General features: G+C 67.6%; 24 protein-coding genes. 10 read left to right on the top strand and 14 right to left on the bottom strand.

The features are described from left to right. Window positions 1-60: 60 nt before the first annotated feature. The 3 genes from AC1PQG_RS21600 to AC1PQG_RS21590 all read right to left on the bottom strand — a co-directional run bounded on the left by AC1PQG_RS21600 (window position 61) and on the right by AC1PQG_RS21590 (window position 3,508). Window positions 61-996 carry an electron transfer flavoprotein subunit alpha/FixB family protein gene (locus AC1PQG_RS21600; protein WP_481119800.1) on the bottom strand — a complete coding sequence of 312 codons (936 nt, stop codon included), beginning with the start codon at window positions 994-996 and terminating at the stop codon, window positions 61-63. Between the two features lie 99 nt (window positions 997-1,095). Then, the gene (locus tag AC1PQG_RS21595; protein ID WP_481119799.1) at window positions 1,096-1,845 is read right to left on the bottom strand and encodes an electron transfer flavoprotein subunit beta/FixA family protein; all 750 of its coding nucleotides are present in this window, start codon (window positions 1,843-1,845) and stop codon (window positions 1,096-1,098) included. A 22-nt stretch (window positions 1,846-1,867) separates the two neighbouring features. Beyond that, window positions 1,868-3,508, bottom strand: coding sequence for an acyl-CoA synthetase (locus AC1PQG_RS21590; RefSeq protein ID WP_481119798.1), 1,641 nt, complete (start codon window positions 3,506-3,508; stop codon window positions 1,868-1,870). A gap of 234 nt (window positions 3,509-3,742) precedes the next feature. Here AC1PQG_RS21590 and AC1PQG_RS21585 point away from each other — a divergent pair, with 234 nt between their 5' ends. From AC1PQG_RS21585 to AC1PQG_RS21575, 3 genes are all read left to right on the top strand, one after another. Then, the gene (locus tag AC1PQG_RS21585) at window positions 3,743-5,833 is read left to right on the top strand and encodes a PAS-domain containing protein (protein WP_481119797.1); all 2,091 of its coding nucleotides are present in this window, start codon (window positions 3,743-3,745) and stop codon (window positions 5,831-5,833) included. Window positions 5,834-5,849: 16 nt separating this feature from the next. Further along, window positions 5,850-6,569 (top strand): response regulator transcription factor, encoded by a 720-nt coding sequence (locus tag AC1PQG_RS21580; RefSeq protein ID WP_481119796.1) that lies wholly within the window; start codon window positions 5,850-5,852, stop codon window positions 6,567-6,569. 129 nt (window positions 6,570-6,698) lie between these two features. Continuing rightward, window positions 6,699-7,175: a copper chaperone PCu(A)C gene (locus AC1PQG_RS21575; protein ID WP_481119795.1), complete on the top strand. Its 477-nt coding sequence runs from the start codon at window positions 6,699-6,701 to the stop codon at window positions 7,173-7,175. A gap of 38 nt (window positions 7,176-7,213) precedes the next feature. Here AC1PQG_RS21575 and AC1PQG_RS21570 read toward each other — a convergent pair whose 3' ends face one another. From AC1PQG_RS21570 to AC1PQG_RS21555, 4 genes are all read right to left on the bottom strand, one after another. Then, entirely contained in the window at window positions 7,214-7,711 is a 498-nt protein-coding gene (locus AC1PQG_RS21570) for a CZB domain-containing protein (RefSeq protein WP_481119794.1), read from the bottom strand. A gap of 81 nt (window positions 7,712-7,792) precedes the next feature. Continuing rightward, complete coding sequence (locus tag AC1PQG_RS21565) at window positions 7,793-8,167, bottom strand: hypothetical protein (RefSeq protein ID WP_481119793.1); 375 nt, start codon at window positions 8,165-8,167, stop codon at window positions 7,793-7,795. Continuing rightward, window positions 8,160-9,854, bottom strand: coding sequence for an AAA family ATPase (locus AC1PQG_RS21560; RefSeq protein ID WP_481119792.1), 1,695 nt, complete (start codon window positions 9,852-9,854; stop codon window positions 8,160-8,162). Before AC1PQG_RS21560 ends, AC1PQG_RS21565 begins: the two co-directional genes overlap by 8 nt. 139 nt (window positions 9,855-9,993) lie before the next feature. After that, complete coding sequence (locus AC1PQG_RS21555; RefSeq protein WP_481119791.1) at window positions 9,994-10,890, bottom strand: LysR family transcriptional regulator; 897 nt, start codon at window positions 10,888-10,890, stop codon at window positions 9,994-9,996. Between the two features lie 97 nt (window positions 10,891-10,987). On the opposite strand from AC1PQG_RS21555, the gene AC1PQG_RS21550 reads away from it, so the two are divergent. Beyond that, window positions 10,988-11,881, top strand: coding sequence for a DMT family transporter (locus AC1PQG_RS21550; protein WP_481119790.1), 894 nt, complete (start codon window positions 10,988-10,990; stop codon window positions 11,879-11,881). Between the two features lie 39 nt (window positions 11,882-11,920). Here AC1PQG_RS21550 and ppnN read toward each other — a convergent pair whose 3' ends face one another. Beyond that, window positions 11,921-13,303 (bottom strand): nucleotide 5'-monophosphate nucleosidase PpnN, encoded by a 1,383-nt coding sequence (gene ppnN / locus AC1PQG_RS21545; protein WP_481119789.1) that lies wholly within the window; start codon window positions 13,301-13,303, stop codon window positions 11,921-11,923. 295 nt (window positions 13,304-13,598) lie between these two features. Between ppnN and AC1PQG_RS21540 the strand changes: the two genes are divergently transcribed. Further along, window positions 13,599-14,243: a Crp/Fnr family transcriptional regulator gene (locus AC1PQG_RS21540; protein ID WP_481119788.1), complete on the top strand. Its 645-nt coding sequence runs from the start codon at window positions 13,599-13,601 to the stop codon at window positions 14,241-14,243. A gap of 86 nt (window positions 14,244-14,329) precedes the next feature. Beyond that, window positions 14,330-14,638, top strand: a complete 309-nt coding sequence (cowN, locus tag AC1PQG_RS21535) for a N(2)-fixation sustaining protein CowN (protein WP_481119787.1) — start codon at window positions 14,330-14,332, stop codon at window positions 14,636-14,638. Window positions 14,639-14,648: 10 nt separating this feature from the next. Here the strand turns inward: cowN and AC1PQG_RS21530 are convergent, their stop codons facing one another. Together AC1PQG_RS21530 and AC1PQG_RS21525 are read right to left on the bottom strand one after the other, a co-directional pair. Further along, window positions 14,649-16,154, bottom strand: coding sequence for a diguanylate cyclase domain-containing protein (locus AC1PQG_RS21530; protein WP_481119786.1), 1,506 nt, complete (start codon window positions 16,152-16,154; stop codon window positions 14,649-14,651). A gap of 245 nt (window positions 16,155-16,399) precedes the next feature. Then, window positions 16,400-16,615 carry a VF530 family protein gene (locus tag AC1PQG_RS21525; RefSeq protein WP_481119785.1) on the bottom strand — a complete coding sequence of 72 codons (216 nt, stop codon included), beginning with the start codon at window positions 16,613-16,615 and terminating at the stop codon, window positions 16,400-16,402. A gap of 166 nt (window positions 16,616-16,781) precedes the next feature. Here AC1PQG_RS21525 and AC1PQG_RS21520 point away from each other — a divergent pair, with 166 nt between their 5' ends. Further along, window positions 16,782-17,189 (top strand): MAPEG family protein, encoded by a 408-nt coding sequence (locus AC1PQG_RS21520; protein ID WP_481119784.1) that lies wholly within the window; start codon window positions 16,782-16,784, stop codon window positions 17,187-17,189. A gap of 18 nt (window positions 17,190-17,207) precedes the next feature. Here the strand turns inward: AC1PQG_RS21520 and lgt are convergent, their stop codons facing one another. The 4 genes from lgt to uvrA all read right to left on the bottom strand — a co-directional run bounded on the left by lgt (window position 17,208) and on the right by uvrA (window position 22,781). Next, window positions 17,208-17,993: a prolipoprotein diacylglyceryl transferase gene (gene lgt, locus AC1PQG_RS21515; RefSeq protein WP_481119783.1), complete on the bottom strand. Its 786-nt coding sequence runs from the start codon at window positions 17,991-17,993 to the stop codon at window positions 17,208-17,210. A 101-nt stretch (window positions 17,994-18,094) separates the two neighbouring features. Next, entirely contained in the window at window positions 18,095-18,793 is a 699-nt protein-coding gene (locus tag AC1PQG_RS21510) for a YceH family protein (protein WP_481119782.1), read from the bottom strand. Window positions 18,794-18,953: 160 nt separating this feature from the next. Further along, a complete protein-coding gene (locus tag AC1PQG_RS21505; RefSeq protein WP_481119781.1) occupies window positions 18,954-19,862 on the bottom strand; it encodes a DUF1186 domain-containing protein in 909 nt (302 codons plus the stop codon). Window positions 19,863-19,955: 93 nt separating this feature from the next. Further along, window positions 19,956-22,781, bottom strand: coding sequence for an excinuclease ABC subunit UvrA (gene uvrA, locus AC1PQG_RS21500; protein ID WP_481119780.1), 2,826 nt, complete (start codon window positions 22,779-22,781; stop codon window positions 19,956-19,958). A gap of 90 nt (window positions 22,782-22,871) precedes the next feature. On the opposite strand from uvrA, the gene AC1PQG_RS21495 reads away from it, so the two are divergent. From AC1PQG_RS21495 to AC1PQG_RS21485, 3 genes are all read left to right on the top strand, one after another. Further along, window positions 22,872-24,044 (top strand): MFS transporter, encoded by a 1,173-nt coding sequence (locus AC1PQG_RS21495; protein WP_481123042.1) that lies wholly within the window; start codon window positions 22,872-22,874, stop codon window positions 24,042-24,044. Between the two features lie 33 nt (window positions 24,045-24,077). Next, the gene (ssb, locus tag AC1PQG_RS21490; RefSeq protein ID WP_481119779.1) at window positions 24,078-24,716 is read left to right on the top strand and encodes a single-stranded DNA-binding protein; all 639 of its coding nucleotides are present in this window, start codon (window positions 24,078-24,080) and stop codon (window positions 24,714-24,716) included. Window positions 24,717-24,953: 237 nt separating this feature from the next. After that, a complete protein-coding gene (locus AC1PQG_RS21485; protein ID WP_481119778.1) occupies window positions 24,954-25,367 on the top strand; it encodes a VOC family protein in 414 nt (137 codons plus the stop codon). Window positions 25,368-25,523: the final 156 nt, after the last annotated feature.

The raw sequence follows: 25,523 nt of genomic DNA, 5'->3' as shown, positions 1-25,523 counted from the left end.
GGTAGATGGGTTTGTCGCCGTGGGCGGCGACTTCACGCGCGGCCCACGGAAATGGCGTGCTTAGAGTGCGGACGCCAGCTGCGGCACGGCCTCGAAGAGGTCGGCGACGAGGCCGTAGTCGGCCACCTGGAAGATCGGCGCTTCCGGATCCTTGTTGATCGCGACGATCACCTTGGAGTCCTTCATGCCGGCCAGGTGCTGGATGGCGCCGGAGATGCCGACGGCCAGGTAGAGCTGCGGGGCGACGATCTTGCCGGTCTGGCCGACCTGGTAGTCGTTGGGCACGAAGCCCGCATCGACGGCAGCGCGGCTGGCGCCCATGGCAGCGCCGAGCTTGTCGGCCAGCGGTTCGAGCACGGCGCGGTAGTTGTCGCCGCTGCCGAGGCCGCGGCCGCCGGACACGATGATCTTGGCGGCGCCCAGTTCCGGGCGGGCGGACACGGTCAGCTCGCGGCCGACCAGCTTGGACAGGCCCAGGTCGGCACCGGCAGCGATGGCTTCCATAGCAGCGGAGCCGCCTTCGGCGACCGCGTCGAAGGCGGTGGTGCGCACGGTGATGACCTTGACCGCGTCGGCGGACTTGACGGTGGCCAGTGCGTTGCCGGCGTAGATCGGGCGCACGAAAGTGTCGGCCGACTCGATGGCGACGATGTCGGAAATCTGGGCCACGTCGAGCAGCGCGGCGACGCGCGGCAGCACGTTCTTGCCGAAGGTGGTGGCGGGGGCCAGCACGTGGCTGTAGCCGCCGGCCTTGACCACGTCCACCAGCAGCGCGGCGAGGTTCTCGGCGCTCTGTTCGGCATAGGCGGCGCTGTCGGCGAGCTTGACCTTGGCGACGCCGGCCAGCTTGGCGGCGGCTTCGGCAGCCGCACCGCAGGCGGTGCCGGCGACCAGCACTTCGATGTCGCCACCGAGCTTGGCGGCGGCGCTGACGGTGTTGAGGGTAGCGGCCTTCAGGCCGGCGTTATCGTGTTCGGCAATGACGAGAATGGGCATTTTGTCTCCTGACTCGCTTTCTCTGTTCCTGTGGGGGCGCGCATGCGCCCGTGGCGGAGATCGACGCTGAGAGGGCGAATGAACTTCGCCCCCGGCGGATCAGATCACCTTCGCTTCGTTCTTGAGCTTGTCGACCAGCTGGGCCACATCGGCCACCTTGATGCCGGCACCGCGGGCGGCCGGTTCGACGACTTTCAGCGTGCTCAGGCGCGGGGCCACGTTGACGCCCAGGTCGGCCGGCTTGACGGTGTCGAGCGGCTTCTTCTTGGCCTTCATGATGTTCGGCAGCGTGGCGTAACGCGGCTCGTTGAGGCGCAAGTCGGTGGTGATGACCGCCGGCAGCGGCAGGGACAGGGTCTCCAGGCCGCCGTCGATCTCGCGGGTGACGCTGACGCGCTCCGGGCCGACCTCGACCTTGGAGGCGAAGGTAGCCTGGGGCCAGCCGAGCAGCGCGGCGAGCATCTGGCCGGTCTGGTTGGAATCGTCGTCGATGGCCTGCTTGCCGAGGATCACCAGGCGCGGCTGCTCCTTGTCCACCAGGGCCTTGAGCAGCTTGGCGACGGCCAGCGGCTGCAGGTCGACGTCGGATTCGACCAGGATGCCGCGGTCGGCGCCGATGGCCATCGCGGTGCGCAGGGTTTCCTGGCACTGGGCGACACCGGCAGACACGGCGACCACTTCGGTGGCCTTGCCGGCTTCCTTCAGCCGCACGGCTTCCTCGATGGCGATTTCATCGAAGGGGTTCATGGCCATCTTGACGTTGGCCAGCTCGACGCCGGACTGGTCGGCCTTGACGCGGATCTTGACGTTGTAATCGACGACGCGCTTGACGGGCACGAGGATCTTCATGGGTTCTTGTCTCCGATTGTGTTTATTCGATCGCCGAGGCCGACTTGGCCTGCTGGCGCAGTACGAATTTCTGGATCTTGCCGGTGGAGGTCTTGGGCAGTACGCAGAACTCCACGAACTTGGGCACCTTGTAGCGGGCCAGGTGCTCGCGGCAGTGGGCGACGATGTCTTCTACCGTGACCTTGGCGTCTTCCTTCACCTCGATGTAGGCGGCCGGCACTTCGCCCCACTTCTCGTCGGGCTTGGCGACCACCGCGGCGGTCAGCACGGCCGGGTGGCGGTACAGCACTTCTTCCACTTCCAGCGAGGAGATGTTCTCGCCGCCGGAGATGATCACGTCCTTGGAACGGTCCTTGATCTTCACGTAGCCGTCCGGGTGCAGCACGGCCAGGTCGCCGGTGTGGAACCAGCCGCCGGAGAAGGCCTCCGCGGTAGCCTTCTCGTTCTTCAGGTAACCCTTCATGACCAGGTTGCCGCGGAACATGATCTCGCCCATGGTCTCGCCATCGGCGGGGACCGGCTCCATGGTCTGCGGGTCGAGCACGGTGATGCCTTCCTGCATGTGGTAGCGCACGCCCTGACGGCCGTTGCGCTCGGCGCGCTGGGCGATCGGCAGGTCGTCCCATTCCGGGTGCTTGGCACACACGGCGGCCGGGCCGTAGGTTTCGGTCAGGCCATATACGTGGGTGATGTCGAAGCCGATGCGCTCCATGCCTTCGATGATCGCGGCGGGGGGCGCGGCGCCGGCGATCAGCGCCGACACCTTGTGCTCGATGCCGGCGCGCAGGCCTTCCGGCGCGTTGATCAGCATGCCGTGCACGATGGGGGCGCCGCAGAAGTGGGTCACCTTGTGCGTGCGGATCAGCTCATAGATCAGCGCCACGTCCACCTTGCGCAGGCACACGTTGACGCCGGCGTTGGCGGCCAGGGTCCAGGCGAAGCACCAGCCGTTGCAGTGGAACAGCGGCAGCGTCCACAGATAGACGGCGTGCTGTGGCATGCCCCAGCTGATGATGTTGGAGGCGGAGTTGAGGTAGGCGCCGCGGTGGTGGAAGACCACGCCCTTCGGGTTGCCGGTGGTGCCGGAGGTGTAGTTGAGGGCGATGGCGTCCCACTCGTCGGGAGGCAGCGACCACTTGAACTCCGGGTCGGCGTCGGCGAGGAAGTCCTCGTACTCGATCTCGCCGAGGCGCGTGTCGCCCGGGTATTCCGGGTCGAGGGCATCGATGACCAGCGGTTTGGGGCCTTCCAGCAGTTCGAGGGCCGGGGCGATGATGGCGGCGAACTCGGGGTCGGTGATCAGCACCTTGGCTTCGCCGTGGGCCAGCATGAAGGCGATGGCTTCCGGGTCGAGGCGGGTGTTGAGGGTGTTCAGCACGGCGCCGATCATCGGCACGCCGAAGTGGGCCTCGACCATCGCCGGGATGTTGGGCAGCATGACCGCCACCGTGTCGCCACGGCCGATGCCGCGCTTGGCGAGGGCGCTGGCCAGGCGGCGGCAGCGGGCGTAGGTCTCGCTCCAGGTGAAGCGGCGGGCGCCATGGATCACCGACAGGCGGTTCGGATAGACCTGGGCGCTACGCTCGAGAAAGGACAAGGGCGACAGCGGGACATAGTTGGCCGCGCATTTGTCCAGCCCTTGCTCGTACGGATTGTTCGACACCTGTTTTTCTCCTCTTGGTTCTTGGCGCCACGACTTGATGAGGCGGTGGCTCTGGGGCCTGTTCCCCGAGGCGGCCTTGTGGGCGGAATCCCGAGGATCGAGAGAAGGTTCGCAGACAACCTTGTCGGAAGTTTCGTGAAAATGTACTCAATTTTGTCGGCCGTCTCCGTCGCCCGGGACGCTGGCTAAAATCGGATCAGGCAGCCATTCAGGCCGTACGGAAACAGGACAGCGATGAACGAGCAGGACAGGCCCGAAACCCCCGTCGAGGAACGCCAGCCCAGCGGTGAACACCCCGCGGACGGCGCGCAGCCGTCCTCAGACCGGCGCTACCGGGAAATGCTCGGGGCGGGGCTCGACTTGCTCGACCAGGGCGTCACCGTCTTTGACGAGGAGTTGCGCATGGTGGCGTGGAACGGCGCCTTTCTGCGCCTGCTCGACTTTCCGGCGGAACTGGCTAGCCCCGGCGTGTCCTTCGAGGTTTTCATCCGCTACAACGCCGAGCGCGGCGACTACGGCCCCGGCGATCCGGAGGCGCAGGTCGCCGAGCGGGTGGCGCGGGCGCGCAGCTTCCTGCCCCACGTCACCGAACGGGTGCGGCCCAATGGCCAGGTGCTGTCGATCCGCGGCTTTCCGCTGCCGCACCAGGGTTTCATCACGGTGTATACCGACGTCACGGAGCAGCGCCGTTCCCAGCAGCAGATCGCCGATCATCAGGCCGAGCTGGAGGCGCACATCCATGCCCGCACCGAGGAGTTGACCCGCGCCAACGTCGAGCTGACCGCGGCGATCCAGTCCAACAAGGCGATCACCCAGGCCCTGCAGCGCAGCGAGCAGCGCCTGCGCGAGATCACCGACGCGATCCCGGCGGCGATCGCCTATTTCGACCGCAACGGCATCTACCGTTATGCCAACAAGGGCTACGCCGAGTGGTTCGGCTGGTCGGCGCGGGAGGTGGAAGGCAAGCAGATCCGCGACGTCACCGGGCAGGAGGTGTACGCACTCGTCGCCGGCTACCTGGCCCGCGCGCTGGCTGGCGAGCAGGTCTCCTATGAATACACCCTCACCGGCCGCGACGGCATGCCGGCCCGCGCCAGCAGCACACTGGTGCCGGACATCGGGCCGGACGGCGAGGTGCAGGGCTGCTACGTGCATTCGGTGGACGTCACCGAGCAGCGCCGCACCGAGGCGGCGCTGGCCCAGGCCCAGAAGATGGAAGCCATCGGCCAGCTCACCGGCGGCCTCGCCCACGACTTCAACAACATGCTGACGGTGGTGATCGGCAACCTGGTGGCGCTGAAGGAAAACCACCCCAACGACCCGCTCACCGAGAACTTCGTCGAGCCGGCCATGCAGGCCGCCAACCGCGGCGCCGAGCTGATCCGCCGGCTGCTCGGCTTCGCCCGCCGCCAGCCGCTGGAGCCGCGGCCGGTGGAGGTCAACGAGCTGATCCTCGGCATGTCCAAGCTGATCCGCCGCAGCCTGCCGTCCACCATCGCGGTCAGCACGGCCAGCCGCGAGCCCTGTCTGGTGGCGATGGTGGACGCCCACCAACTGGAGAACGCGCTGCTCAACCTGGCCCTCAACGCCCGCGACGCGATGCCCAACGGCGGCGAGCTGCGCATCGAGTCGTCGCTGGAACAGCTCAGCGTGCATGCCGCCGCCGACCTCGAAGTACCGCCCGGCGACTACGTGCAGATCGCCGTCAGCGACAACGGCATGGGCATGGACGGCAGCACCCTGGCGCGGGTCTTCGAGCCCTTCTTCACCACCAAGCAGTTCGGCATGGGCAGCGGCCTCGGTATGTCGATGGTGTACGGCTTCGTCAAGCAGTCGGGCGGCGGCGTGCGCATCCGCAGCCGTCAGGCCCGCGGTACCACGGTGGCCCTGCTGCTGCCCAGCATCGCCGAGGACGACCAGCCCGACGCGCTGCCGGCCGGCGCCGACGTGAATGCCGCCGACCTGGCCGGCAAGCTGGTGCTGCTCGCCGAGGACGACGTGGATGTGCGCACCGTAGTGCGCATGCAGCTCGCCGAGCTGGGCTGCGCGGTGGTGGAGGCCGAGAACGGCGCCGAGGCGGCCGACATGGTGGAGAACATCCCGGCCATCGCGTTGGTGATCTCCGACGTGGTGATGCCCGGCACGATGGACGGCCGGGCCCTGGCGCGTTTCGTGCGCCGCTTCCGTCCGGAGCTGCCGATCGTGCTGATGAGCGGTTTCGCCGAGGCCCAGGCCAGCGTCGAGGCCGACCCCGATCTGCCGCTGCTGGCCAAGCCCTTCTCCCGCGACAAGCTGCTGGCGGCCTTGCGTCCGCTGGCTGCATGAGCCAAGCTTCCGGGCTATGGCTCATACCCGTCCCCCAGAACTGATCTACGTGGTTGAGGACGAGGCGGCGATTGCCCGCCTCATCGCCGACACGCTGGAAAAATTCGGCTACCGGGCCGAGTTGTTCCGCACCGCCGAGGCCTTCTTCCACGGTCTGCGCCACAAGGCGCCGGAGCTGGTGATCCTCGACCTGGGCCTGCCCGATATGGACGGCATGGCGGTGCTGCAGCAGCTGCGCGGCAAGCACGCCTGCGGCCTGCTGGTGGTGACCGGGCGCAGCGATACCTACGACCGGGTCATGGGCCTGGAGCTGGGTGCCGACGATTACGTGGTGAAGCCCTTCGAGCCGCGCGAGCTGATCGCCCGCGTGCGCAGCATCCTGCGCCGCTACCCCGGCCAGGTGGTGCTGCCGGCCGACCCCAGCCAGCGCGTCGCCGAGTTTGCCGGCTGGCGCTTCGAGCCGGGCAGCAACACCCTCATCAGCCCCAGCGGCGAGCAGGACACCCTCAGCACTGCCGAGGCCCAGCTGCTGTCGGTGCTGCTGGCCCACCCCAACCACATCCTGACCCGCGAACAGCTGCTCGGCGGGCGCGACGTGTCGGCGCTGGACCGCAGCATCGACCTGCGTGTCTCGCGGCTGCGTCGCCGCTTCGAGGAAAACCCCCAGCACGCCAAGCTGATCAAGACTGTCTACGGCGCCGGCTACCTGCTGGCGGCCACGGTGAACTGGTCCTGAGCCGGCCGTAGCAGCCGCCGTGCATCCATCCACCGGCTGCGGCAAATGGTCGCGCCGGCCTTCATCCGTTTCCGCGCCAACCGCCGGGCGCGCTAAGCTGCGCCCCGGTTCCAATCAAGGAGTGATTCCGTGCCCATCATCCACAAGCTCGCAGGGCTGGCGCTGGCCGGCCTGTTCATCGGCAGCGCCGCTGCCGCAGACCTGGACGTCAAGGACCCGTGGGTGCGCGGCACTGTGCCGGCCCAGAAGGTCACTGGCGCCTTCATGCAGCTCAGCAGCCAGGGTGGCGTCACCGTCGTCGGCGCGGCGAGCCCGGCGGCTGGCGTCGTCGAGATCCACGAGATGGCGATGGATGGCGGCGTGATGAAGATGCGCGCCGTGCAGCGCCTCGACGTGCAGCCCGGCAAGCCGGTCGAGCTGAAGCCCGGCAGCTACCACGTGATGTTGATCGACCTGAAGAAACCCCTGGCGGCGGGCGAGGTGGTGCCGATCACGCTGAAGGTGGAGGGCAAGGACAAGAAGGTCGAGTCCGTCGAGGTGAAGGCCCAGGTGCGCGCCCTGACCGCCGCCGCGCCGGTGGAGCACGATCACAAGCACATGCACTGACGCCGGCATGGCCCGTTGCGGCCCCGCGCCGGCGCCTGTTACGGGAGCCGCGTATTCCGCGCCGGGCCTGTCGCTTCTTCGAACAGCCGGGTGATGGTCTGGCGCAGGCGCTGGGAGGCGCGCGCGTAATCGCCGCCGGTGACCAGGCGGATGGCCTCGTCCTGCTGGCCGGCATTGAAGGCCAGCACGGCCTGGCCGGCGTAGCGGTGGAATTCGGCGTGGTGGCGGCGCAGCTCGCTGAAGGTGTCGAGGGTGCCGAAGCGCTCGTGGCCGCGGCCGTAGAGCCAGCGGCCGAGGGTGCTGCGTTTGTCGAGAAAGACCTGGTCGGCGGCGATCGGGTCCTTCTTGGCGCCGAACAGGCGGGCCTCGAGGCGGGCTTTCCAGCGCATGTGGGCCTCGATGGCGTCGATGGCGTCCAGATCGATGACCCGCGTGGTGGGGGCCTCGGGCAGGATCGTCAGCGGCTCCTCTTCCCGTTCCTCGTTGGCGGCCGCCTCATCGGCATGTTCGCGGCGGAACCATTTCTTCCAATTCATCCATCGACCTCGCGTGTCTCTTGTGCTCCGGCTGCCCGGAAAGGGTAGGCCGGATGGCGGAGAGCTTAGTCGATATCCTGTTTAAATATCTTCGGTGGAGTGCTCCGATTGGGCGGTGGCGAGCACGCCGCTGGCCCGCAGCATGGCCTTGTAGGCCTTCATGACGGGGCGGGAGATCATCGTCTCGGCAATCAGGCGCTGCTCGTAGATGCGCTCCACCAGCGCGTCATCCATGCCCTGGCGGGCGAGGGCGATGAGGCGGTGGTCGGTGTCGTCGAGGATGTGGCCGGGGCGGTCCTTCACCACGTCGTAGATGACGGCGATGATCTCCTTCTCCTGCGGGTTCATCTTGCACTTGCCGTCGAGGATCTTGAGCATCACCGTCGTCGTGCAGTCGATGTCGGTGGGCGTCAGCGCCGCCTGCCGGGCCCAGGCCGCTGCGGGGTGTTCAGGCATGGGCCACCTCCAGGCCGCGGAAGGTGGCGCAGCGGGTGAAGGCGGCCAGATCCGGCGGACAGGCCTTCTGTTTGCAGTACTTGGCGGTCAGCTTGGCGAGGCCCTTGATGTCGCGCCCGCTGGCGTCGGGGAACAGCGTCGCCAGGCGTTCGATCAGCGCGGCGTCGAGGACCAGCCCGAACTGCTCGGCCATCACCTGCCAGATGCGCTGGCGCGCCGCGGCGTCGGGCGAGGCGTACTTGATGAGGGCGATGCAGCGCGACACGATGGCTTCGTCGATGTCGTCGATGCGGTTGGTGGTGAGGAACAGCAGGCCGTTGAAGTATTCGAGCACGCGCAGGAAGACGCCGACCACCGCGTTCATCGTGATGTTGTCGTCGCGCCGCTTGATGTACACGTCGGCCTCGTCGATGAGCATCACCGCCCCCCAGCGCTGGGCGCGGGTCAGCACCTCCTTGAGGGTGGTCTCCATCGCCGCCACATTGAGGCCGAGCTGGCCGGAGTGCACCCGGTACAGCGGCCGCCGGATGATCTCGGAATACACCTCGGCGGTGAGGGTCTTGCCGACCCCCGGTGGGCCGGCGCACAGCACCGTGGTGCCGCCGGACTTGCCGGCCACGATGTCGTCCATCAGCAGATCCATCTCGGCGGTGAGGATGTCGATCAGGTCGGTCTGCTCGGCGGGCAGGATCAGCTTCTGCTTGAGGGCCGGCTTGTACTCGTAGGGGTGGATGTCGCCGACGTGCACCCACAGGTAGTGGTGCAGGTCGAGGTGGAACATCAGGATGAAGAAGTGCACCGGCAGGCTGGTGAACAAGCCCTTGGGCATCGCGTCGCGGGACGCCTCCACCACATCGTCGGCCTTGTAGCGCAGGCTCTTGGCGGCGCGGCGCAGGTAGGGGCCGAGGATGTCGCCGGGGGCGTCGAGGGTCAGCACGCGGTCGGACAGGATGCCTTCGTCGTTCACCAGGCGCGCGTCGCCGCCGCTGGAGGACAGGATCACCACGTCCTTGCGCGACCAGTCGGTGTCCCGGTGGCTGGCGGTGGGGTTCTCGGCGTAGAGGGCGGTGCCGCGGCCTGAGAACTGTTCGCCGTAGCGGGCGCGCCAGTCGAAGTAGCGCTCGGCCATGTCGTCGTAGGCGGTGATCAGCTCCGGCGTTTCTTTCAGATAGCCCTTGGCCGCGAAGATGCCGCCGACCGTGCGGTTGGCGATGTCGCTGGCGACGATGCGGATGTTGCTGGTGACGATCTTGCCGCGGGTGTTGGCCTTCAGTTCGATCAGCACCTTGCCGGTTTCCTCGTTGGAGGCCGGCGTGTAGTCGAGGCGGGTGACCACCCAGGCGGTCGGCTTGCCGGCGCTGGCGGCGCTGAACAGCCAGCCGCGGATGGCGTCGTCGGCCAGGTAGCGGGCGATGGCCGGCACCAGCAGTTCCAGGTCTTCCGATTCGAAGCGCATGCCGTCGCCGGCCAGCGCCTTGCGCAGCGTGGAGATCTGCGCGGCGCGGGTGCGCATCTCGGGGCCGGCGCCTTCGAACAGCACTTCAAGGAAATGCAGTTCGTCGTGCTCCATCTGCAGGAAGCTCACTTCGGCGCGGTTGCCGAAGCGCATCTGCTCCAGCAGCCAGGACAGGCGTGGGTGGGCCTGCACCAAGGCCTCGACGAACGGGCGTTCGAGCTGCAACTTCATCGGTGATTCCTCCGCATGGGTCGGAGGCTCTCACGCAAGTTTCGCGCCGCCGTGCCGGCGCCCGGCCGGCCCGGCTATTTCAGGCTTGCGGAGGGCGTGGGCGATGCAATCCGTGTGGGGAAGCCGACAAGGGCGTGCGTCAATGTGCGTTCCGTCCGCCGGCCAGGGCGTCCACCAGGGCCTGGGCGTGGGGCGACAGGGCCAGTTCGCGGCGCACGACGATGGACAGGTCGCGGCTGGCCCAGGGTTCGTCCAGGTCCACCACCGCGAAGGGGCGCTGGCGGCCGGCCCGCTCCGCCGCCGAGCGCGGCACCAGGCCCAGGCCGACGCCGGCGCCGGCCATGCGCAGCACGGCTTCGAAGCTGCGCACCTCGATGCGCACATCCAGCCGGCCGCCGGTTTCCGCCACGTAGTTCATCAGCCCGGTGTGGAAGGCGCTGCCGGTGTGCAGCATCACGAAGGGCTGGTCGAGCACTTCGGCGATGCGCACCCGGGCCCGCGCCGACACCGGATGGCCGGGCGGGGTAACCAGCACGATGCGGTCCTGCCGGTAGGGGCGGGCGAGCAGCACGTCGGGCGGCACTTCGCCGGCCACCACGCCGATCTCCGTCTCGCCGCTGGCCACGCAGCGCAGGATCTCCGGGCTGGTCATTTCCTTGAGCGTCACGCGGATGTGCGGCTCGGCGCGCAGGAAGTCGCCCAGATCGTCGGGCAGGAAGCAGTTGATGGCGTTGGTGTTGGCGTACAGGCTGACCTGGGCGCGCACGCCACGGGCGAAGGGCGACAGGTCGGCGTGCATCTGTTCGAGCTGGGCGAACACCTGGCGGGCGTGGCCGAGCAGCGCCTCGCCGGCGCGGGTCGGGCGCAGGCCGCGGGCGTGGCGGTCGAAGAGGGCCACGCCGAGGCTTTCCTCCAGGCGCGCCAGACGATGGCTGGCCGATGACGGGGCCAGGTGGGCGCGGGCCGCGCCACGGGTCAGGCTGGCCTCCTCGGCAATCGCCGCGAAAAGGCGCAGGTCGGTGAGGTCGTAGTGCAAGCTTTCGTCTCCGGCGAATACAGCCCCCGGATCTTACCAATTCCCGCCGCGGCGATCCGGTGGCCTAATGGGAGCCGTTCCATTTTGTCGAATGCTCATGAATCCCGGTCACCGTGTCGGGCTCATCTACGCCGTTCTTGGCGCGGTGGGCTTTTCCTTCAAGGCCATCCTGATCAAGCTGGCCTATCCCTACGGCGTCGATGCGATCACCCTGCTGGCCTTGCGCATGGGCATGTCGCTGCCCTTCTTCATCGCCCTCGGCTGGCAGGACCAGCGCCGTCGCCAGCCGGCGCCGCTAACCGGGCGGGACGTGCTCTTGCTGCTGGGCCTCGGCACCTCGGGCTACTATCTGGCGAGCTATCTGGATTTCCTCGGCCTGCACTACATCTCGGCGGCCCTCGAACGCTTGATCCTGTTCGCCTACCCGACGCTGGTGGTGGTGCTGTCGGCGCTCTTCCTCGGCAAGCCGATTACCCGCCGGGCGCTGGCCTGCATCGTGCTGTGCTATGCGGGAATTGCGCTGGCGCTGGCCCATGACCTGACGATCACCGGCACGGCCCGCGACGTGTGGATCGGCGGCAGCCTGGTGTTCGCCAGTGCGGTGTCCTATGCGCTGTACCTGATGGGCAACGGCCAGGCCGTGGTGCGTCTGGGGGCAGCACGCACCACCGCTTGGGCGAGTACCGCCGCCTGCGTGCTGTGCCTGGCCCATTTCGCGCTGACCCGGCCCCTCGGCCTGCTGGTGCAGCCGGCGCCGGTGCTGCTGCTGGCGGCAGCGATGGCGCTGTTCTCGACGGTGCTGCCGGTGTGGATGGTGTCGGAGGCGATGCGCCGCCTGGGCGCCGGTCCGGTGTCGCTGATCGGCACGCTTGGACCGGTGATCACCCTGTTCCTCGGCTGGCTGATCCTCACCGAGCCGATCGGGCTGTTCCAGCTGCTCGGCGGCTCGCTGGTGGTGGCGGGCGTGGTGTTGGTGGGGAAGAAGGCCTGAGTGCGCCGGGCCGGCGGGGCGAGCCCGCCGGCCCATTGCTCAGTCGTGCTTGGCGGCGACGATGCGGTAGCAGGGGTTGTACTTCTTGCCCGGCAGCTTCATGCGCCCCTGGGCCACGAAGGAGGCCATCAGCGCGTCCATCGGCTCCATGATGGCCGGGTCGCCGTGGATTTCGAAGCTGCCGTGCTTCTCGATCTCGCGGATGCCCTCGTCCTTCACGTTGCCAGCCACCACGCCCGAGAACGCGCGGCGCAGGTTGGCGGCCAGCAGGTGGGCAGGCTGTTCCTTATGCAGCTTGAGGGCGCGCATGCGCTCGTGGGTCGGGCGGAAGGGCTGCTGGAACTCGTGCTCGATGCGCAGCAGCCAGTTGAAGTAGTAGGCGTCGCGCTTCTCCTTGCGGAAGCTGCGCACCTGCTCGACGCCGCCCTTGATCTCCCGCGCCACCCGCGCCGGGTCGTTGATGATGATCTTGTAGCGCTGGCGGGCCGCGTCGCCGAGGGTTTCGGCGATGAAGCGGTCGATGCGCACGAAGTATTCCTCGGCGCTCTTGGGGCCGGTGAACACCAGCGGGAAGGGGATCGCCGCGTTGTCTGGGTGGAGCAGGATGCCGAGGATGTAGAGAATTTCCTCGCAGGTACCGACCCCGCCGGGGAAGACCACGATGCCGTGGCTGGTGCGCACGAAGGCTTCCAGGCGCTTTTCCACGTCGGGCAGGATGACCAGCTCGTTCACCACCGGGTTGGGCGCCTCTGCAGCGATGATGCCCGGCTCGGTGAAGCCCAGGTAGCGGCCGCCCTTGAGACGTTGGGTGGCGTGGGCGATGGCGGCGCCCTTCATCGGCCCCTTCATGGCACCGGGGCCGCAGCCGGTGCAGATGTCCATGCCGCGCAGGCCGAGCTGATAGCCGACCAGCTTGGTGTAGTCGTATTCCTCCCGGTTGATCGAATGGCCGCCCCAGCACACCACCACGTTGGGCTGGGTGATCGGCTGCAGCACGTTGGCGTTGCGCAGGATGTGGAACACCGCGTCGGTGACGCCGGCCGAGGTGCGGAGGTCGAACTTGGAATTGCCGTTGATCTCGTTGCCCACGTACACCACGTCGCGCAGCACGGCGATGAGGTGTTCCTGGATGCCGCGGATCATGCGCCCGTCCACGAAGGCGCTGGCCGGCGCGCCGTGGATGTCGAGCTTGATGCCGCGGGCCCGCTGCTGCACGCGGATGTCGAAGTTGCTGTAACGCTCCAGCAGCTCCTTGCCGTCGTCCATCTCGTTGCCGCAGTTGAGCACCGCCAGCGAACAGTTGCGGTACAGGGTGTTCAGGGCGCTGTCGCCCTGGGTCGACAATTTGGCGGCCTCCGAGCTGGACAGCACTTCCAGGCGCCCGGTGGGGGAGACTTGCGTGTCTACGGTTTCGTATTCCATGGCTGCGCTCTCATTGTCGTTGGGGGACCAGGCGGCAGCCAGCGGGACGTGAGCCTTCCCTCTGGCTGCCGGTACGGCGCCGCTCGGGAGAGGTCGGACGACCGGCCGCGTTGGCCGGTGCGGGGGCAATGCGACACCCGTCCGAATCCAGAACAAGGCGACGCTCTGTGGGGCATCTTAACGTAGGGATATTTGTCCGGGAAAGCGGCGGATCTCACGGAAGGGGCGCCGGGTCTCGCTCCGGGGCAGTCTGGCGGGACTGGCCGGGCCGCCGCCGTGTGCTATGGTCATGGCCATGGCCGCCCCGCATCCCGATCCGCTGGCCGGCTTTCCGGCCGGTTTTCTCGATGGTTTTACCTCCCGCGAGGTGGCCAAGGGACAGCTGCTGGCCACCCCCGGCCAGGCCCTGAACCAGGTCTTCATCGTGCGCAGCGGCCGTCTGCGGGTCTACCTGGCCAGCGATGCGCGGGAGCTCAGCCTGGCCATCCTGGAGCCGGGCGACATCTTTACCACCCACACGCCGACCTTCGTGCGCAGCCTGGAGCCGGCAGTGCTGTGGGTAATCGGCATCCGCGAGTTCGCCGCCAAGCTGGCCGGAGCGCCGGCGGTGGCGCCGCTGATGATGAAGGTGCTGGGGCGCATCCTCGACAACGCGGTATCGCTGGTGGAGGACCTGGCCTTCCGCGACGTGCCGGCGCGGCTGGCGCGCTTCCTGGTGCGCCAGGCCGAGCGGCGCGGCGAACAGGGCCCGGAAGGCTGCGTGCTGCCCATCGACCTGGGCACCGAGGACATTGCCTGCCTGCTCGGCACCACGCGCCAGTCGGTGTCCTCGCTGATCAACCAGTGGCAGCGGGAAGGCGTGTTGAGCCGGCGTGGCCGACGGGCTCTGCTGATCCACGATCTGCCGGCGCTGGCCGCCCGCAGCCTGGCGCAAGGCTAGCTACCGGCCGGAGTGTCGGCTGGCCGACGGAAGCGGCGGCGGCCTTTCCGTACAGTCCGTTTCATCCATTTTTCAGGAGAAACGTGATGAAGCGGGAAAGCGAACACCTTCAGCCGTCCGGCCAGCCGGATCGTTACATCAGCTTTTGCGGGATCGACTGCGATCTGAATGCCCGGCGCCTGATGGAAGTCCTCGACGCCCGGCTGCAGGAGCCGGGGCGCGGCAACGTCTTCTGGGACTATTTCCAGAAGAAGCGTCGCGGCGACGGCGGGCCGCAGGTGGACGACCTGTTCCTGATCCACAGCAACATCAACCAGATCCGCGAGTTCCTGGAAGGCTGTGACGACGAAGCCGGGCTGGCTTTGCTCGAACAGATCGAGGTGGAGTGCTGCTGAGCGCTGCCGCTCAGCTGGCGAAGACCAGGCAGGCGCGCCCCACGTCCTTGGCCTGATACATGGCGTTGTCGGCGCTCTTCATCAGGCTGACGTCGTCCGTGCCGTGGTCGGGGAACAGCCCGACGCCGATGGAGGCGGAGATCTGCAGCTCCAGCCCGTCCACCTCGAAAGGGTGGGACAGGGCGCTGAGGATGCGCTCGGCGACCTGGCGGGCATCGGCTGGTGCGTCGATATGGGGTAGCAGCACGACGAACTCGTCGCCGCCCATGCGGGCCAGGGTGTCCGCTTCGCGCAGGCATTCGCGCATGCGCGAAGCGGCGGCGATCAGCAGTTTGTCGCCGACCGCGTGGCCGTGGGCATCATTGACCGGCTTGAAGCGGTCCAGGTCCACGAACATCAGGCCGGCCAGCGTGTTTTCCCGACGGGCCCGCGCCAGTGCGGAGTGCAGGCGGTCGGCGAACAGCGCCCGGTTGGGCAGGCGGGTCAGCGGGTCGTGCTGGGCCATGTGGCGCATGCGCTCCTCGCTCTCCCGCAGTTCGCGCGTCATCGCCTGGGCGTGGGCGAAGGCGCGGCTGCGCCCGGTGACCAGCTGCCAGGTCAGCAGGGCGAGCAGCAGGCTCAGGCTGGTGCCGGCCACGGCGATGATCCGCGTCGAGCCGAGGCCGCGTTGCTGTTCGAATTCCGGCGTGCTGCGGATGGCCAGCGTCCAGTTGTGCTGGGGAAAGTTGATGTACTGGAATGTGGTGAAGCGCGGCTCGGCCTGTTCCTCAGATTGGGGGTGGGAGTCGAAGATCAGCGTTCCCGGCACGGCATCACTGCCGTCATAGATGCGCAGCGCGAGGCCGGGGATGCCTTCACCGTACAGGCTGGCCATCAGCGCTTCGAGCCGGAAGGCCACATGCACCCAACCGCGCAGGGCCTGGCGGCGGGCCGCCGGGCTGTCAATGGGCTGGTCCTTGGCGTAGAGGGCCTGGTACATCGCGAAACCGGGCTGGCTGGGGGCTTCATCCACCAGCAGCGTGATCTTGCGGGTCATCGCGGCGATACCGGCGTCCCGCGCCTGCTGCATGGCCTCGCGGCGCAGCGGGTCGGCGTACATGTCACGTCCGACGGCCCCCTCGTTGGCTGGCGTATACGGGGCGACATAGGCGATCGGCAGCGGTGCGTCGTCGGCATGCCCCGGTGGCCGGGGTGTGTAGGCCATGACCTGCAGTCCTGCGAAATCAGTGCCATCGGTCAGCACGTTCACGTAGCGCCGGAAGTCATCGGCGCTGACCTGGCTGGAAGCTTCGAACAGGCCACGGGCGCCGCGCAGCATCAGCTCGCAGGCGACCAGGCGCTGTTCGATGCGGCCGGTGGTCTGGCGCACACTGGATTCGAACTGGGTCCGCAGCCTGGCGTCCAGGCCCTGCCGCTCGTGCTGCCACAGCCAAGCGGTCAGGCACAGGGAGGCCAGGCCCACCGAAACAGGCAGCAGGCGTTCGAGGTGGCGCAGCGGGATCTTCACGAGCGACATGTTCCTGCCTCGGCAGGCGTGGCGCCCGGATGTGGGCCGTCAGCCTGCACGAGGGACGCGGCACCGAGACGCTGGCGGCCTGGCCGCAAGGCCGGGCCCCGAGGGCTGGACGGACGGCTTTTCCTCAAACTGCAAATCTCCGTTCTTTTTGTTGTGAGCGGGATTGAGGATGGATGGAGTATTGAATCTGCAGTATTTGCAGTTTTCTATCTGGGCACTATTAACTTTGGCACTCTTTGCCCAAATCAGCCGCGCTGCTGCAGGTACAGCCGCTCCACTTCGGCACGGGCCCAGGGAGTACGGCGCAGGAACTTCAGGCTGGACGGAACGCTGGGGTCGTTGTTGAAGCAGCGGATCGGGATTGCCGCGCCGAGGTTCTTCCAGCCATAGCGGGCGACCAGCTCGGTCAGCATGTGTTCGAGGGTGATGCCGTGCAGGGGATTGTTGGGTTGGGTGTTCATGGCACTCACTGTGAGTCGATTCGATCCGGCTGCCAAGCCAGGAAAACCCTGCTCGCATCTTGGACATTCCCGGGGTGCTCGCTTATGCTGTGCGCGTGTTCATGCATTATGGATGGTTCCGGCGGCCGTTGCCCGCGTTGCTCCACCTGCCCCCATGCGCGTTGCCATGCTCTATCCCCAGTTCGCCCTGGCGGCCTGGACCTTCGTGATCCTGCTGCTGATCGCCGTCAGGCGGCTTGGCGCCGGTTTTGCCGGTCGCGTCCAGGTGTCCGATTTCCGTTTTGGAGAATCGGCGCAGGTGCCGCCCGACGTGTGCCTGCCCAACCGGAACTACATGAACCTGCTGGAGCTCCCGGTGCTGTTCTACGTGCTGGGGCTGTTGTGCTACGTGACCGGCCAGCACTCGGCGCTGCAGCTGGGACTCGCATGGACCTACGTGGGGCTGCGGGTCGTGCATAGCCTGATCCACCTGGGCTACAACAACGTCTATCACCGCCTGGCGGCCTTCGCCCTCAGCAACGGGGTGCTGCTGGCCGCCTGGGTGCTGGCGGCCATCGGTCTGCCGGTGGATTGAGCGGCGCTGCGGCCCGCTTCAGGTTTCGTTGCGCTTGGCTGCCCACACGGCCATGGCGATGCCGGCGAGGATCATCGGCAGGGACAGCCACTGGCCCATCGACATGCCGAAAGTCAGCAGGCCGAGGAAGTCGTCCGGTTCGCGGCCGAATTCGGCGATGAAGCGGAAGCAGCCGTAGCCGATCAGGAAAGCCGCCGAGATCAGGCCGCGGGGCCGCGGCTTGGCGGCGAACCACCACAGGATCAGAAACAGGCTGACCCCTTCCAGCGAGAACTGGTAGAGCTGGGACGGGTGGCGGGGCAGGTTGTCTACCTGCGGGAAGATCATCGCCCATGGCACGTCGGTGACGCGGCCGACCAGCTCGCCGTTGATGAAGTTGCCGAGCCGCCCTGCCGCCAGGCCAAGGGGCACCAGCGGGGCGATGAAGTCGGTGACGGCCAGCCATGGCCGATGGGTCTTGCGGCCGAACAGCCACATGGCCACCAGCACGCCCAGGAAGCCGCCGTGGAAGGCCATGCCGCCCTGCCACACGGCGAGGATTTCGGCCGGATGGCTGAAGTAGTAGGCCGGCTTGTAGAACAGCACGTAGCCCAGGCGCCCACCGAGGATCACCCCGAGTACGCCGTAGAACAGCAGGTCGTCGATCTGCTGCGCATCCCAGCCCAGCTCCGGCCGCCGTTTGGCGTGGACCCGACCGAGGGTCACGAAGAGGATGAAGGCGACGAGGTACATCAGACCGTACCAGCGCACCGCGAGGGGGCCGATGGCGATGGCGACGGGGTCGAACTGGGGATGGACGAGCATGGGTTTCTTGGTCGGGACGATGAGTTAAGGATGCGCGGCGCGGCGCGGCCGGCGGGTGGTGCGGCCACCGCCCGGCATGTGCCTGCCGCGGTTCCGCACCCTCACTGGAACTGTTTGCGGAATTCCTCGAATTCGTTGGTCAGCCATTCCAGCTGCTGACGCAGACGGCGGACTTCCTCTTCGAGTTCCCCGACGCGGCTGCCGCGGGGGGCGGCCTGTTCGGCGGCTTCGAAGCTGTGGCTCTGCTGGGCGGCGGCTTCGCCGCTCATCAGGTGGGTGTAGCGGGCTTCCTTGGTGCCGGGAGCCTTCGGCAACTGGACGATCATCGGCGGGTACTTGTCGCCAAGTTTTTCCAGCACATCCTCGACTTCGGCCGGGGTGCCGAAGGCATGCATGCGTTCGCAACGGGCACGGATCTCGCCGACGGTCTGCGGGCCGCGCAGCATCAGGATGGTCAGCACCGCCTGCATCGGCGGCGTGAGGGAATGGCGCAGGCGGATCTGGTGCTCCCACTTGGACACGCGCGCCCCGGCCTGGTGGCGCTGGGTGACCAGGCCACGCTCGGAGAGGCGGTCGAGGGTGGCCAGCACGGTGGCCTCCGACAGGTTCATCACCGGTTCGCGGCCGGTGAGCTGGTTGCAGCCGGTGACCAGCGCATTGACCGACAGCGGGTAGGTGTCGGGGGTGACGAAGGATTTCTCGATCAGTACCGCCAGCACGCGGACCTCGAAATCGTCCAGATCGAAGCCGGCCTTGCTGTCGGAAGCGTCGGCGGGAAGGTCGGGCGTGGTGTCGGTCATGATGGGCTTCCAGTTCGTCGCGAGGCCGCCATGATAGCCGAGCGCGGGTGTCGGCCTGATGGCAGCAGGATGTCGGTGGTCCCAGGGAAGCCTCGGGCCGCCCCAAGTTTCCTTGTCCCCCTTGGGGGGCGGGCTGGGCGCTGCCCGGCCCTGGGGGCACTCAATTGGCGCCGTGGCACTTCTTGTACTTGCGGCCGCTGCCACAGGGGCAGGGGTCGTTGCGGCCGACCTTGGCGCCATCGCGGACGATGGGCTCGCGGATTGCGCCGAGAGGAATCGGTGCCAGCGCCACCGGCGGCATGTGGTGGATGTCCGGCCAGGCGGCGATCTCCGGGCGCAGGTCGTCGATCAGGCCGTGGCCGGCCTCGCGCAGCGCGGCCAGCGCGTCGGCCGGGTTGCGGCGGATGTCGTCCTCGAGCTGGTCGGCGTCCACATAGCTGTCGTCGATGAGACCGGCGGCGAACCATTCGTGGATCGTCGGCAGATGCTCCACCGCACCCAGGTCGGCCAGGTGGGTGACCAGCGCGTCGAGCAGCGGGAAGTCCTCGCCGCGCTCCGGCGTGTCCTGCAGGGCCTGGGCCTCGCGGGTGCCGAAGTCGGTGAGGAAGTCCACCACCGGCCCGCGCGGCGTGAGGCCTTCGAGGGCGGCGAGGCTCATCGCCTCCAGCGCGGCAGCGCGGGCCCAGCGGCTGGCGCCGTCGTCGTCGGCCAGCGCGGCGAGCGGGGCCAGGTCGCCGTCACAGGTGGAGGCCAGCGCGCGGCCATAGCTGTCATGGACCAGCTGGCCGAAGACGGTATCCACCTGGCTCTCGTCCAGGTGGCCCAGTTCGACCAGCGGCCGGTAGGCGCTGGGGGTGCGCCAGCGGGCGAGGAGCAGCATCGCATAGAGGTGCAGCACGTAGCCGTCGGCCTGGGCCGGGGTCGGATCGGCGGCCAGCGCCTCCAGTTCGGCCACCAGCAGCGGGGCGATCTCGTCCCGGTGGGCGTCGGCGAGTCCGAGGGCGGCCAGCGGCAGAGGCGTAGCCAGGTATTCGAGTTGCGGGCGGAGGGAGGACCAGAGTTCGGACATGGCGCGATAAAGGTGCGACGAGACGGGTGATCAGTGTACTGGATGCCGCCCCCGGCGGTGGCACGGGGGCGGATGGGGAAAGCGGGCGAGGGCTCAGGCGCCGGGCAGCAGCTTGGCCAGGTAGCGGCCGGTGTGGCTGGCGGGGTTGGCAGCCAGGGCTTCCGGCGTGCCGCTGCCGACCAGCGTGCCGCCGCCGTTGCCGCCTTCCGGGCCCATGTCGAGCAGCCAGTCGGCGGTTTTGATGACGTCCAGGTTGTGCTCGATGACGACGATGGTGTTGCCGTGATCGCGCAGGCGGTGCAGCACCGACAGCAGCAGCTCGATGTCGGCGAAGTGCAGGCCGGTGGTCGGCTCGTCGAGGATGTACAGCGTGCGGCCGGTGTCGCGCTTGGACAGTTCCAGCGCCAGCTTGACCCGCTGGGCTTCGCCGCCGGACAGGGTGGTGGCGCTCTGGCCGAGGCGGATGTAGCCGAGGCCGACCTGCATCAGGGTGTCCAGCTTGCGGGCGACGATGGGCACGGCGTTGAAGAATTCCAGCGCCTGCTCGACGGTCATCTCCAGCACTTCGTAGATGGTCTTGCCCTTGTAGCGGATCTCCAGGGTCTCCCGGTTGTAGCGCTTGCCGTGACAGATGTCGCAGGGCACGTACATGTCGGGCAGGAAGTGCATCTCCACCTTGATCAGGCCGTCGCCCTGGCAGGCCTCGCAGCGCCCGCCCTTGACGTTGAAGCTGAAGCGGCCGGGGCCGTAGCCGCGGGCCTTGGCTTCCGGCACGCCGGAGAACAGGTCGCGGATCGGCGTCAGCAGGCCGGTGTAAGTGGCCGGGTTGGAGCGCGGCGTGCGGCCGATCGGGCTCTGATCGACGTTGATGACCTTGTCGAAGTGGTCCAGGCCGTGGATGTCGACGCACGGCGCCGCCTCGATGCTGCTGCCGTTCACGTGGCGGGCTACGTGGGCATAGAGGGTGTCGTTGATCAGCGTGCTCTTGCCCGAACCGGACACGCCGGTGACGCAGGTCAGCAGGCCGACCGGGATGTCGATGGTGACGTCCTTCAGGTTGTTGCCGCTGGCGCCCTCGATGCGCAGGTATTTGTCCGGGTCGGCCGGATGGCGTTTGGCCGGCACGGCAATGCTGCGGGTGCCGGACAGATAGGCGCCGGTGAGCGAATCCGGATGGGCGGCGATGGCCGCCGGCGTGCCTTCGGCGATCACCTGGCCGCCGTGCTCGCCGGCGCCGGGGCCCATGTCCACCACGTAGTCGGCCATGCGGATCGCGTCCTCGTCGTGCTCGACGACGATCACCGTGTTGCCCATGTCGCGCAGACGGCGCAGCGTATCGAGCAGGCGGTCGTTGTCGCGCTGGTGCAGGCCGATGGAGGGTTCGTCGAGCACGTACATCACGCCGGTGAGGCCGGAGCCGATCTGGCTGGCCAGGCGGATGCGCTGCGCTTCGCCGCCCGACAGCGTGTCGGCGGAGCGGTCGAGGGACAGGTAGTCGAGGCCGACATTCATCAGGAACTGCAGGCGCGACGAAATCTCGCTGACGATCTTCTCGGCTACCTGGGCGCGCTGGCCGGTCAGGCGCAGGCCATCGAAGAAGTGCTTGCACTGGGCCAGCGGCAGGCGGCTGACCTCGGACAGGTTGCGTTCGCCGATCAGCACGTAGCGCGCCTCGGTGCGCAGGCGGCCGCCGCCGCAGGCCGGGCAGGGGCAGTTGGCGCGGTACTTGGCCAGCTCCTCGCGCACCGCGATGGAGTCGGTTTCCTTGAAGCGCCGTTCGAGGTTGGGGATGATCCCTTCGAAGGCGTGCTCCTTGAGCACCGGCTTGCCGCCGTCGGACAGGTAGCGGAAGGCGATTTTCTCCTTGCCGGAGCCGTTCAGCACGACTTCACGGGTTTCCGCGGGCAACTCCTCGAAGGGCGTATCGATGCTGAAACCGTAGTGGTCGGCCAGGCTGGCGAGCAACTGGAAGTAGAACTGGTTGCGCCGGTCCCAGCCGCGGATCGCGCCGGAGGCCAGCGACAGGTCGGGGTGGGCGACGACCCGCTGGGGGTCGAAGAAATCCACGTTGCCGAGGCCGTCGCACTTGGGACAGGCGCCCATCGGGTTGTTGAAGGAGAACAGCCGCGGCTCCAGCTCGGCCAGCGCGAAGCTGCACACCGGGCAGGCGAACTTGGCCGAGAACAGGTGTTCCTTGCCGGAGTCCATCTCCACCGCGATGGCACGGCCCTCGGCGTGGGTCAGCGCCGTCTCGAAGGATTCGGCGATGCGTCCGCGCAGGTCCTGGCGCACCTTCAGGCGGTCGACGACCACCTCGATGTCGTGGCGGCGGTTCTTGTCCAGTACCGGCAGGTTGTCCAGCTCATGCACGATGCCATCCACACGCACCCGCACGAAGCCCTGGGCGCGCAGCTCGACGAACAGGTCGGCCTGCTCGCCCTTGCGGCCGCTGATCACCGGGGCGACGATCATCAGCTTGGTTTCCTCCGGCAGCGCCAGCACCGCGTCCACCATCTGCGACACGCTCTGCGCTTCCAGCGCGTGCTCCGGGTGGTCGGGGCAGTGGGGCGTACCGGCGCGGGCGTAGAGCAGGCGCAGGTAGTCGTGGATCTCGGTGACCGTGCCCACCGTCGAGCGCGGGTTGTGGCTGGTGGCCTTCTGCTCGATGGAGATCGCCGGCGACAGGCCCTCGATGAGGTCCACGTCGGGCTTCTCCATCAGCTGCAGGAACTGGCGGGCGTAGGCCGACAGGGACTCCACGTAACGGCGCTGGCCTTCTGCATACAAGGTGTCGAAGGCCAGCGAGCTCTTGCCCGAGCCGGACAGGCCGGTGATCACGGTGAGCCGGTTGCGCGGAATGTCGAGCGCGATGTTCTTCAGATTGTGGGTGCGGGCACCGCGGATTCGGATGGCGTCCATGGGGCATTGTGGGCAGGGGCAACCTGTTAATATACGCCTCTTGACCCTCCCCACGCAGCACGTTTCATGGCTTCCTCCACTGACGACAAGATGAGCCCGGCTGAGCGCCGCGCCGGCCTTTCCCTGGCGGCGATCTTCGCGCTGCGCATGCTGGGCCTGTTCCTGATTTTGCCGGTGTTCGCGGTGCACGCCCACGGCATGCCCGGCGGCGACAACGTGGCCCTGGTCGGTATGGCCATTGGCGCCTACGGCCTCACCCAGGCCTTCCTGCAGATCCCCTTCGGCGCCGCCTCCGACCGCTTCGGTCGCAAGCCGGTGATCGTTTTCGGTCTGATCCTGTTTGTGATCGGCAGCATCGTCGCGGCGCTGGCCCAGGACGTCCATTCGGTGGTCATCGGCCGCGTGCTGCAGGGCGCCGGCGCCATCTCCGCGGCGGTTACCGCGCTGGCCGCCGACCTCACCCGCGACCAGCACCGCACCAAGGTGATGGCGATGATCGGCTCGTCCATCGGCCTGGTCTTCGCGCTGTCGATGGTCGCCGCGCCGCTGCTGTATTCGGTGATCGGCATGAGCGGCCTGTTCTGGCTCACCGCCGGGCTGGCCGCGCTGGCCATCCTCGCCGTGATCTTCGTGGTGCCGGCTGCGCCGCCGGTGCCGCGGGCCACCGCGCGCTTCTCCGAAGTGCTCGGCAACGGCCAGCTGATGCGCCTCAACTTCGGCGTCTTCGCGCTGCATCTCATGCAGACCGCCATGTGGGTGCTGGTACCGGCCGGCCTCGTGCGCGCCGGCCTGCCGGTGGCCGAGCACTGGAAGGTCTATCTGCCGGCGGTGCTGGTGTCCTTCACGGTGATGGTGCCGGCGGTGATCGTCGCCGAGAAGAAGAACGCCATGAAGACCGTCTTCAACTCCGCCATCGCGCTGCTGCTGGCGGTGCAGGTCGGCCTCTACTTCGAGGGCAACGCCGGCATGTGGCCGCTGGCGATCCTGCTGACCCTGTTCTTCGTCGCCTTCAACGTGCTCGAGGCGACCCAACCTTCGTGGATTTCCAAGATCGCCCCGCCCCACGCCAAGGGCACGGCGCTGGGCATCTACAACACGCTGCAGTCCATCGGCCTGTTCCTCGGCGGTGCGCTGGGCGGCTGGCTGGCCCAGAACGTCGGCCCCGGCGCAGTGTCGCTGCTCGGCGGCGGCCTCGCGGTGGCCTGGCTGATCCTCGCCTCCAGCATGCCGGCACCGGTGCGCCGCAATGTGGCTACGGCCTGAGCGACTGCCCTACAGAATTTTTAGGAGAGACATATGGCTTCGGTCAACAAAGTGATTCTTGTCGGCAACCTGGGCAAGGATCCCGAAACCCGCTACGCCCCGAGCGGCGACGCGATCTGCAACATCACCCTCGCCACCACCGACACCTGGCGCGACAAGGCCAGCGGCGAGAAGCGCGAGGCCACCGAGTGGCACCGTGTGGTGTTCTTCGGCAAGCTCGCCGAGATCGCCGGGCAATACCTGCGCAAGGGCAGCCAGGTGTACGTGGAAGGCTCCCTGCGCACCCGCAAGTGGCAGGACAAGGACGGCCAGGACCGCTACACCACCGAAATCCGCGCCGACGAGATGAAGATGCTCGGCAGCCGCCAGGGCATGGGCGGTGGCGACGAGTCGGCCCGCAACGAAGGCGGCTTCGGCGGCGGCCGCCCGGCTGGCAACTACGGCGGTGGCGGCAACCGCGATAGTGGTGGTGGTGGCAACTACGGCGGCGGTCGTGACAGCGGCGGCAACTATGGTGGTGGTGGCGGCGGTGGCGGCTCGTCCTATGGCGGTGGCCGCGACAGCGGTGGCTTCGGTGGCGGTTCCGCCCCGGCCCCCAGCGCTCCGTCCGCGCCCCAGCGTCCGGCCGGCGGCAACGATTTCGGCGGCTTCGACGACGACATCCCGTTCTGAGGCATCCCCCGTCGAGGGAATGTAGAAACCCGGGCCGGCCCCTGCGCCGCCCGGGTTTTTTATTGGCTGTCGCAGGGGCGTGTCAGAAATTCCGTGTTCAAGGTGCGTGAGGCACCGGCAGTTATCGCGCTGTAGTGTCGTCGCCCTGAAATGAAGTTATGTTTATGATATAAAGCTGTATGTGTATACAGTTTATGGTCCACTACTTCACCTCAACTTCATCTCAGGAGATCCCGCATGCTTGACCACATGACGTTCCGCGTTATCGATATCGCCCGGGCAAAGGCGTTTTATGGCGCTGCCCTGGAACCGCTGGGTTACAGCGTGTGTTTCGAAGGCCAGTACGGCTCGAACATCCTCGGGTTTGCCTATCCTGACGCATCCGAGCCGGATGGCAAGAAGGCCGACGTGTGGTTCATCGACGGTCCTTCACCCTACGGTGGCCCCGCCGCAACGTCCGGTTGCCACCTCGCCTGGCGAGCCACGAATCGTGCGCAAGTCGATGCCTTTTACAAGGCCGCCATCGCCGCCGGCGGGAAATGCAATGGTGCCCCTGGGCTCCGACCGGACTATCACGCAAATTATTACGGCGCGTTCGTGATTGACCCTGAAGGCAACAACATTGAAGCGGTCTGCCATTTGCCCGAATAATTCAACAACATGGCCCCGACCCCCAGGTGTTGGGGCTCTCCTGCACGCAACATCGAGCCTCTGCGCTCAGCCTGACGGTCGCCAACGACTTCCCCGTCGAATACCGTCAGCCAAGGACCGGCCGCCAGGCCGGTTTTTCTTTCCTGACGACCGGCT

Source organism: Zoogloea sp. GDB6, from assembly GCF_056724105.1.
Note: the sequence above shows the minus strand (reverse complement) of the source record. Positions and strands in the feature narration are given on the sequence as shown.

What these genes read in the sequence shown, in the direction of transcription:
- AC1PQG_RS21600 (WP_481119800.1), bottom strand. Translation starts at nt 996, where the DNA reads ATGCCCATTCTCGTCATTGCCGAACACGATAACGCCGGCCTGAAGGCC.
- AC1PQG_RS21595 (WP_481119799.1), bottom strand. Translation starts at nt 1,845, where the DNA reads ATGAAGATCCTCGTGCCCGTCAAGCGCGTCGTCGATTACAACGTCAAG.
- AC1PQG_RS21585 (WP_481119797.1), top strand. Translation starts at nt 3,743, where the DNA reads ATGAACGAGCAGGACAGGCCCGAAACCCCCGTCGAGGAACGCCAGCCC.
- AC1PQG_RS21580 (WP_481119796.1), top strand. Translation starts at nt 5,850, where the DNA reads ATGGCTCATACCCGTCCCCCAGAACTGATCTACGTGGTTGAGGACGAG.
- AC1PQG_RS21570 (WP_481119794.1), bottom strand. Translation starts at nt 7,711, where the DNA reads ATGAATTGGAAGAAATGGTTCCGCCGCGAACATGCCGATGAGGCGGCC.
- AC1PQG_RS21565 (WP_481119793.1), bottom strand. Translation starts at nt 8,167, where the DNA reads ATGCCTGAACACCCCGCAGCGGCCTGGGCCCGGCAGGCGGCGCTGACG.
- AC1PQG_RS21560 (WP_481119792.1), bottom strand. Translation starts at nt 9,854, where the DNA reads ATGAAGTTGCAGCTCGAACGCCCGTTCGTCGAGGCCTTGGTGCAGGCC.
- AC1PQG_RS21550 (WP_481119790.1), top strand. Translation starts at nt 10,988, where the DNA reads ATGAATCCCGGTCACCGTGTCGGGCTCATCTACGCCGTTCTTGGCGCG.
- ppnN (WP_481119789.1), bottom strand. Translation starts at nt 13,303, where the DNA reads ATGGAATACGAAACCGTAGACACGCAAGTCTCCCCCACCGGGCGCCTG.
- AC1PQG_RS21540 (WP_481119788.1), top strand. Translation starts at nt 13,599, where the DNA reads ATGGCCGCCCCGCATCCCGATCCGCTGGCCGGCTTTCCGGCCGGTTTT.
- cowN (WP_481119787.1), top strand. Translation starts at nt 14,330, where the DNA reads ATGAAGCGGGAAAGCGAACACCTTCAGCCGTCCGGCCAGCCGGATCGT.
- AC1PQG_RS21530 (WP_481119786.1), bottom strand. Translation starts at nt 16,154, where the DNA reads ATGTCGCTCGTGAAGATCCCGCTGCGCCACCTCGAACGCCTGCTGCCT.
- AC1PQG_RS21525 (WP_481119785.1), bottom strand. Translation starts at nt 16,615, where the DNA reads ATGAACACCCAACCCAACAATCCCCTGCACGGCATCACCCTCGAACAC.
- AC1PQG_RS21520 (WP_481119784.1), top strand. Translation starts at nt 16,782, where the DNA reads ATGCTCTATCCCCAGTTCGCCCTGGCGGCCTGGACCTTCGTGATCCTG.
- lgt (WP_481119783.1), bottom strand. Translation starts at nt 17,993, where the DNA reads ATGCTCGTCCATCCCCAGTTCGACCCCGTCGCCATCGCCATCGGCCCC.
- AC1PQG_RS21510 (WP_481119782.1), bottom strand. Translation starts at nt 18,793, where the DNA reads ATGACCGACACCACGCCCGACCTTCCCGCCGACGCTTCCGACAGCAAG.
- AC1PQG_RS21505 (WP_481119781.1), bottom strand. Translation starts at nt 19,862, where the DNA reads ATGTCCGAACTCTGGTCCTCCCTCCGCCCGCAACTCGAATACCTGGCT.
- uvrA (WP_481119780.1), bottom strand. Translation starts at nt 22,781, where the DNA reads ATGGACGCCATCCGAATCCGCGGTGCCCGCACCCACAATCTGAAGAAC.
- AC1PQG_RS21495 (WP_481123042.1), top strand. Translation starts at nt 22,872, where the DNA reads ATGAGCCCGGCTGAGCGCCGCGCCGGCCTTTCCCTGGCGGCGATCTTC.
- ssb (WP_481119779.1), top strand. Translation starts at nt 24,078, where the DNA reads ATGGCTTCGGTCAACAAAGTGATTCTTGTCGGCAACCTGGGCAAGGAT.
- AC1PQG_RS21485 (WP_481119778.1), top strand. Translation starts at nt 24,954, where the DNA reads ATGCTTGACCACATGACGTTCCGCGTTATCGATATCGCCCGGGCAAAG.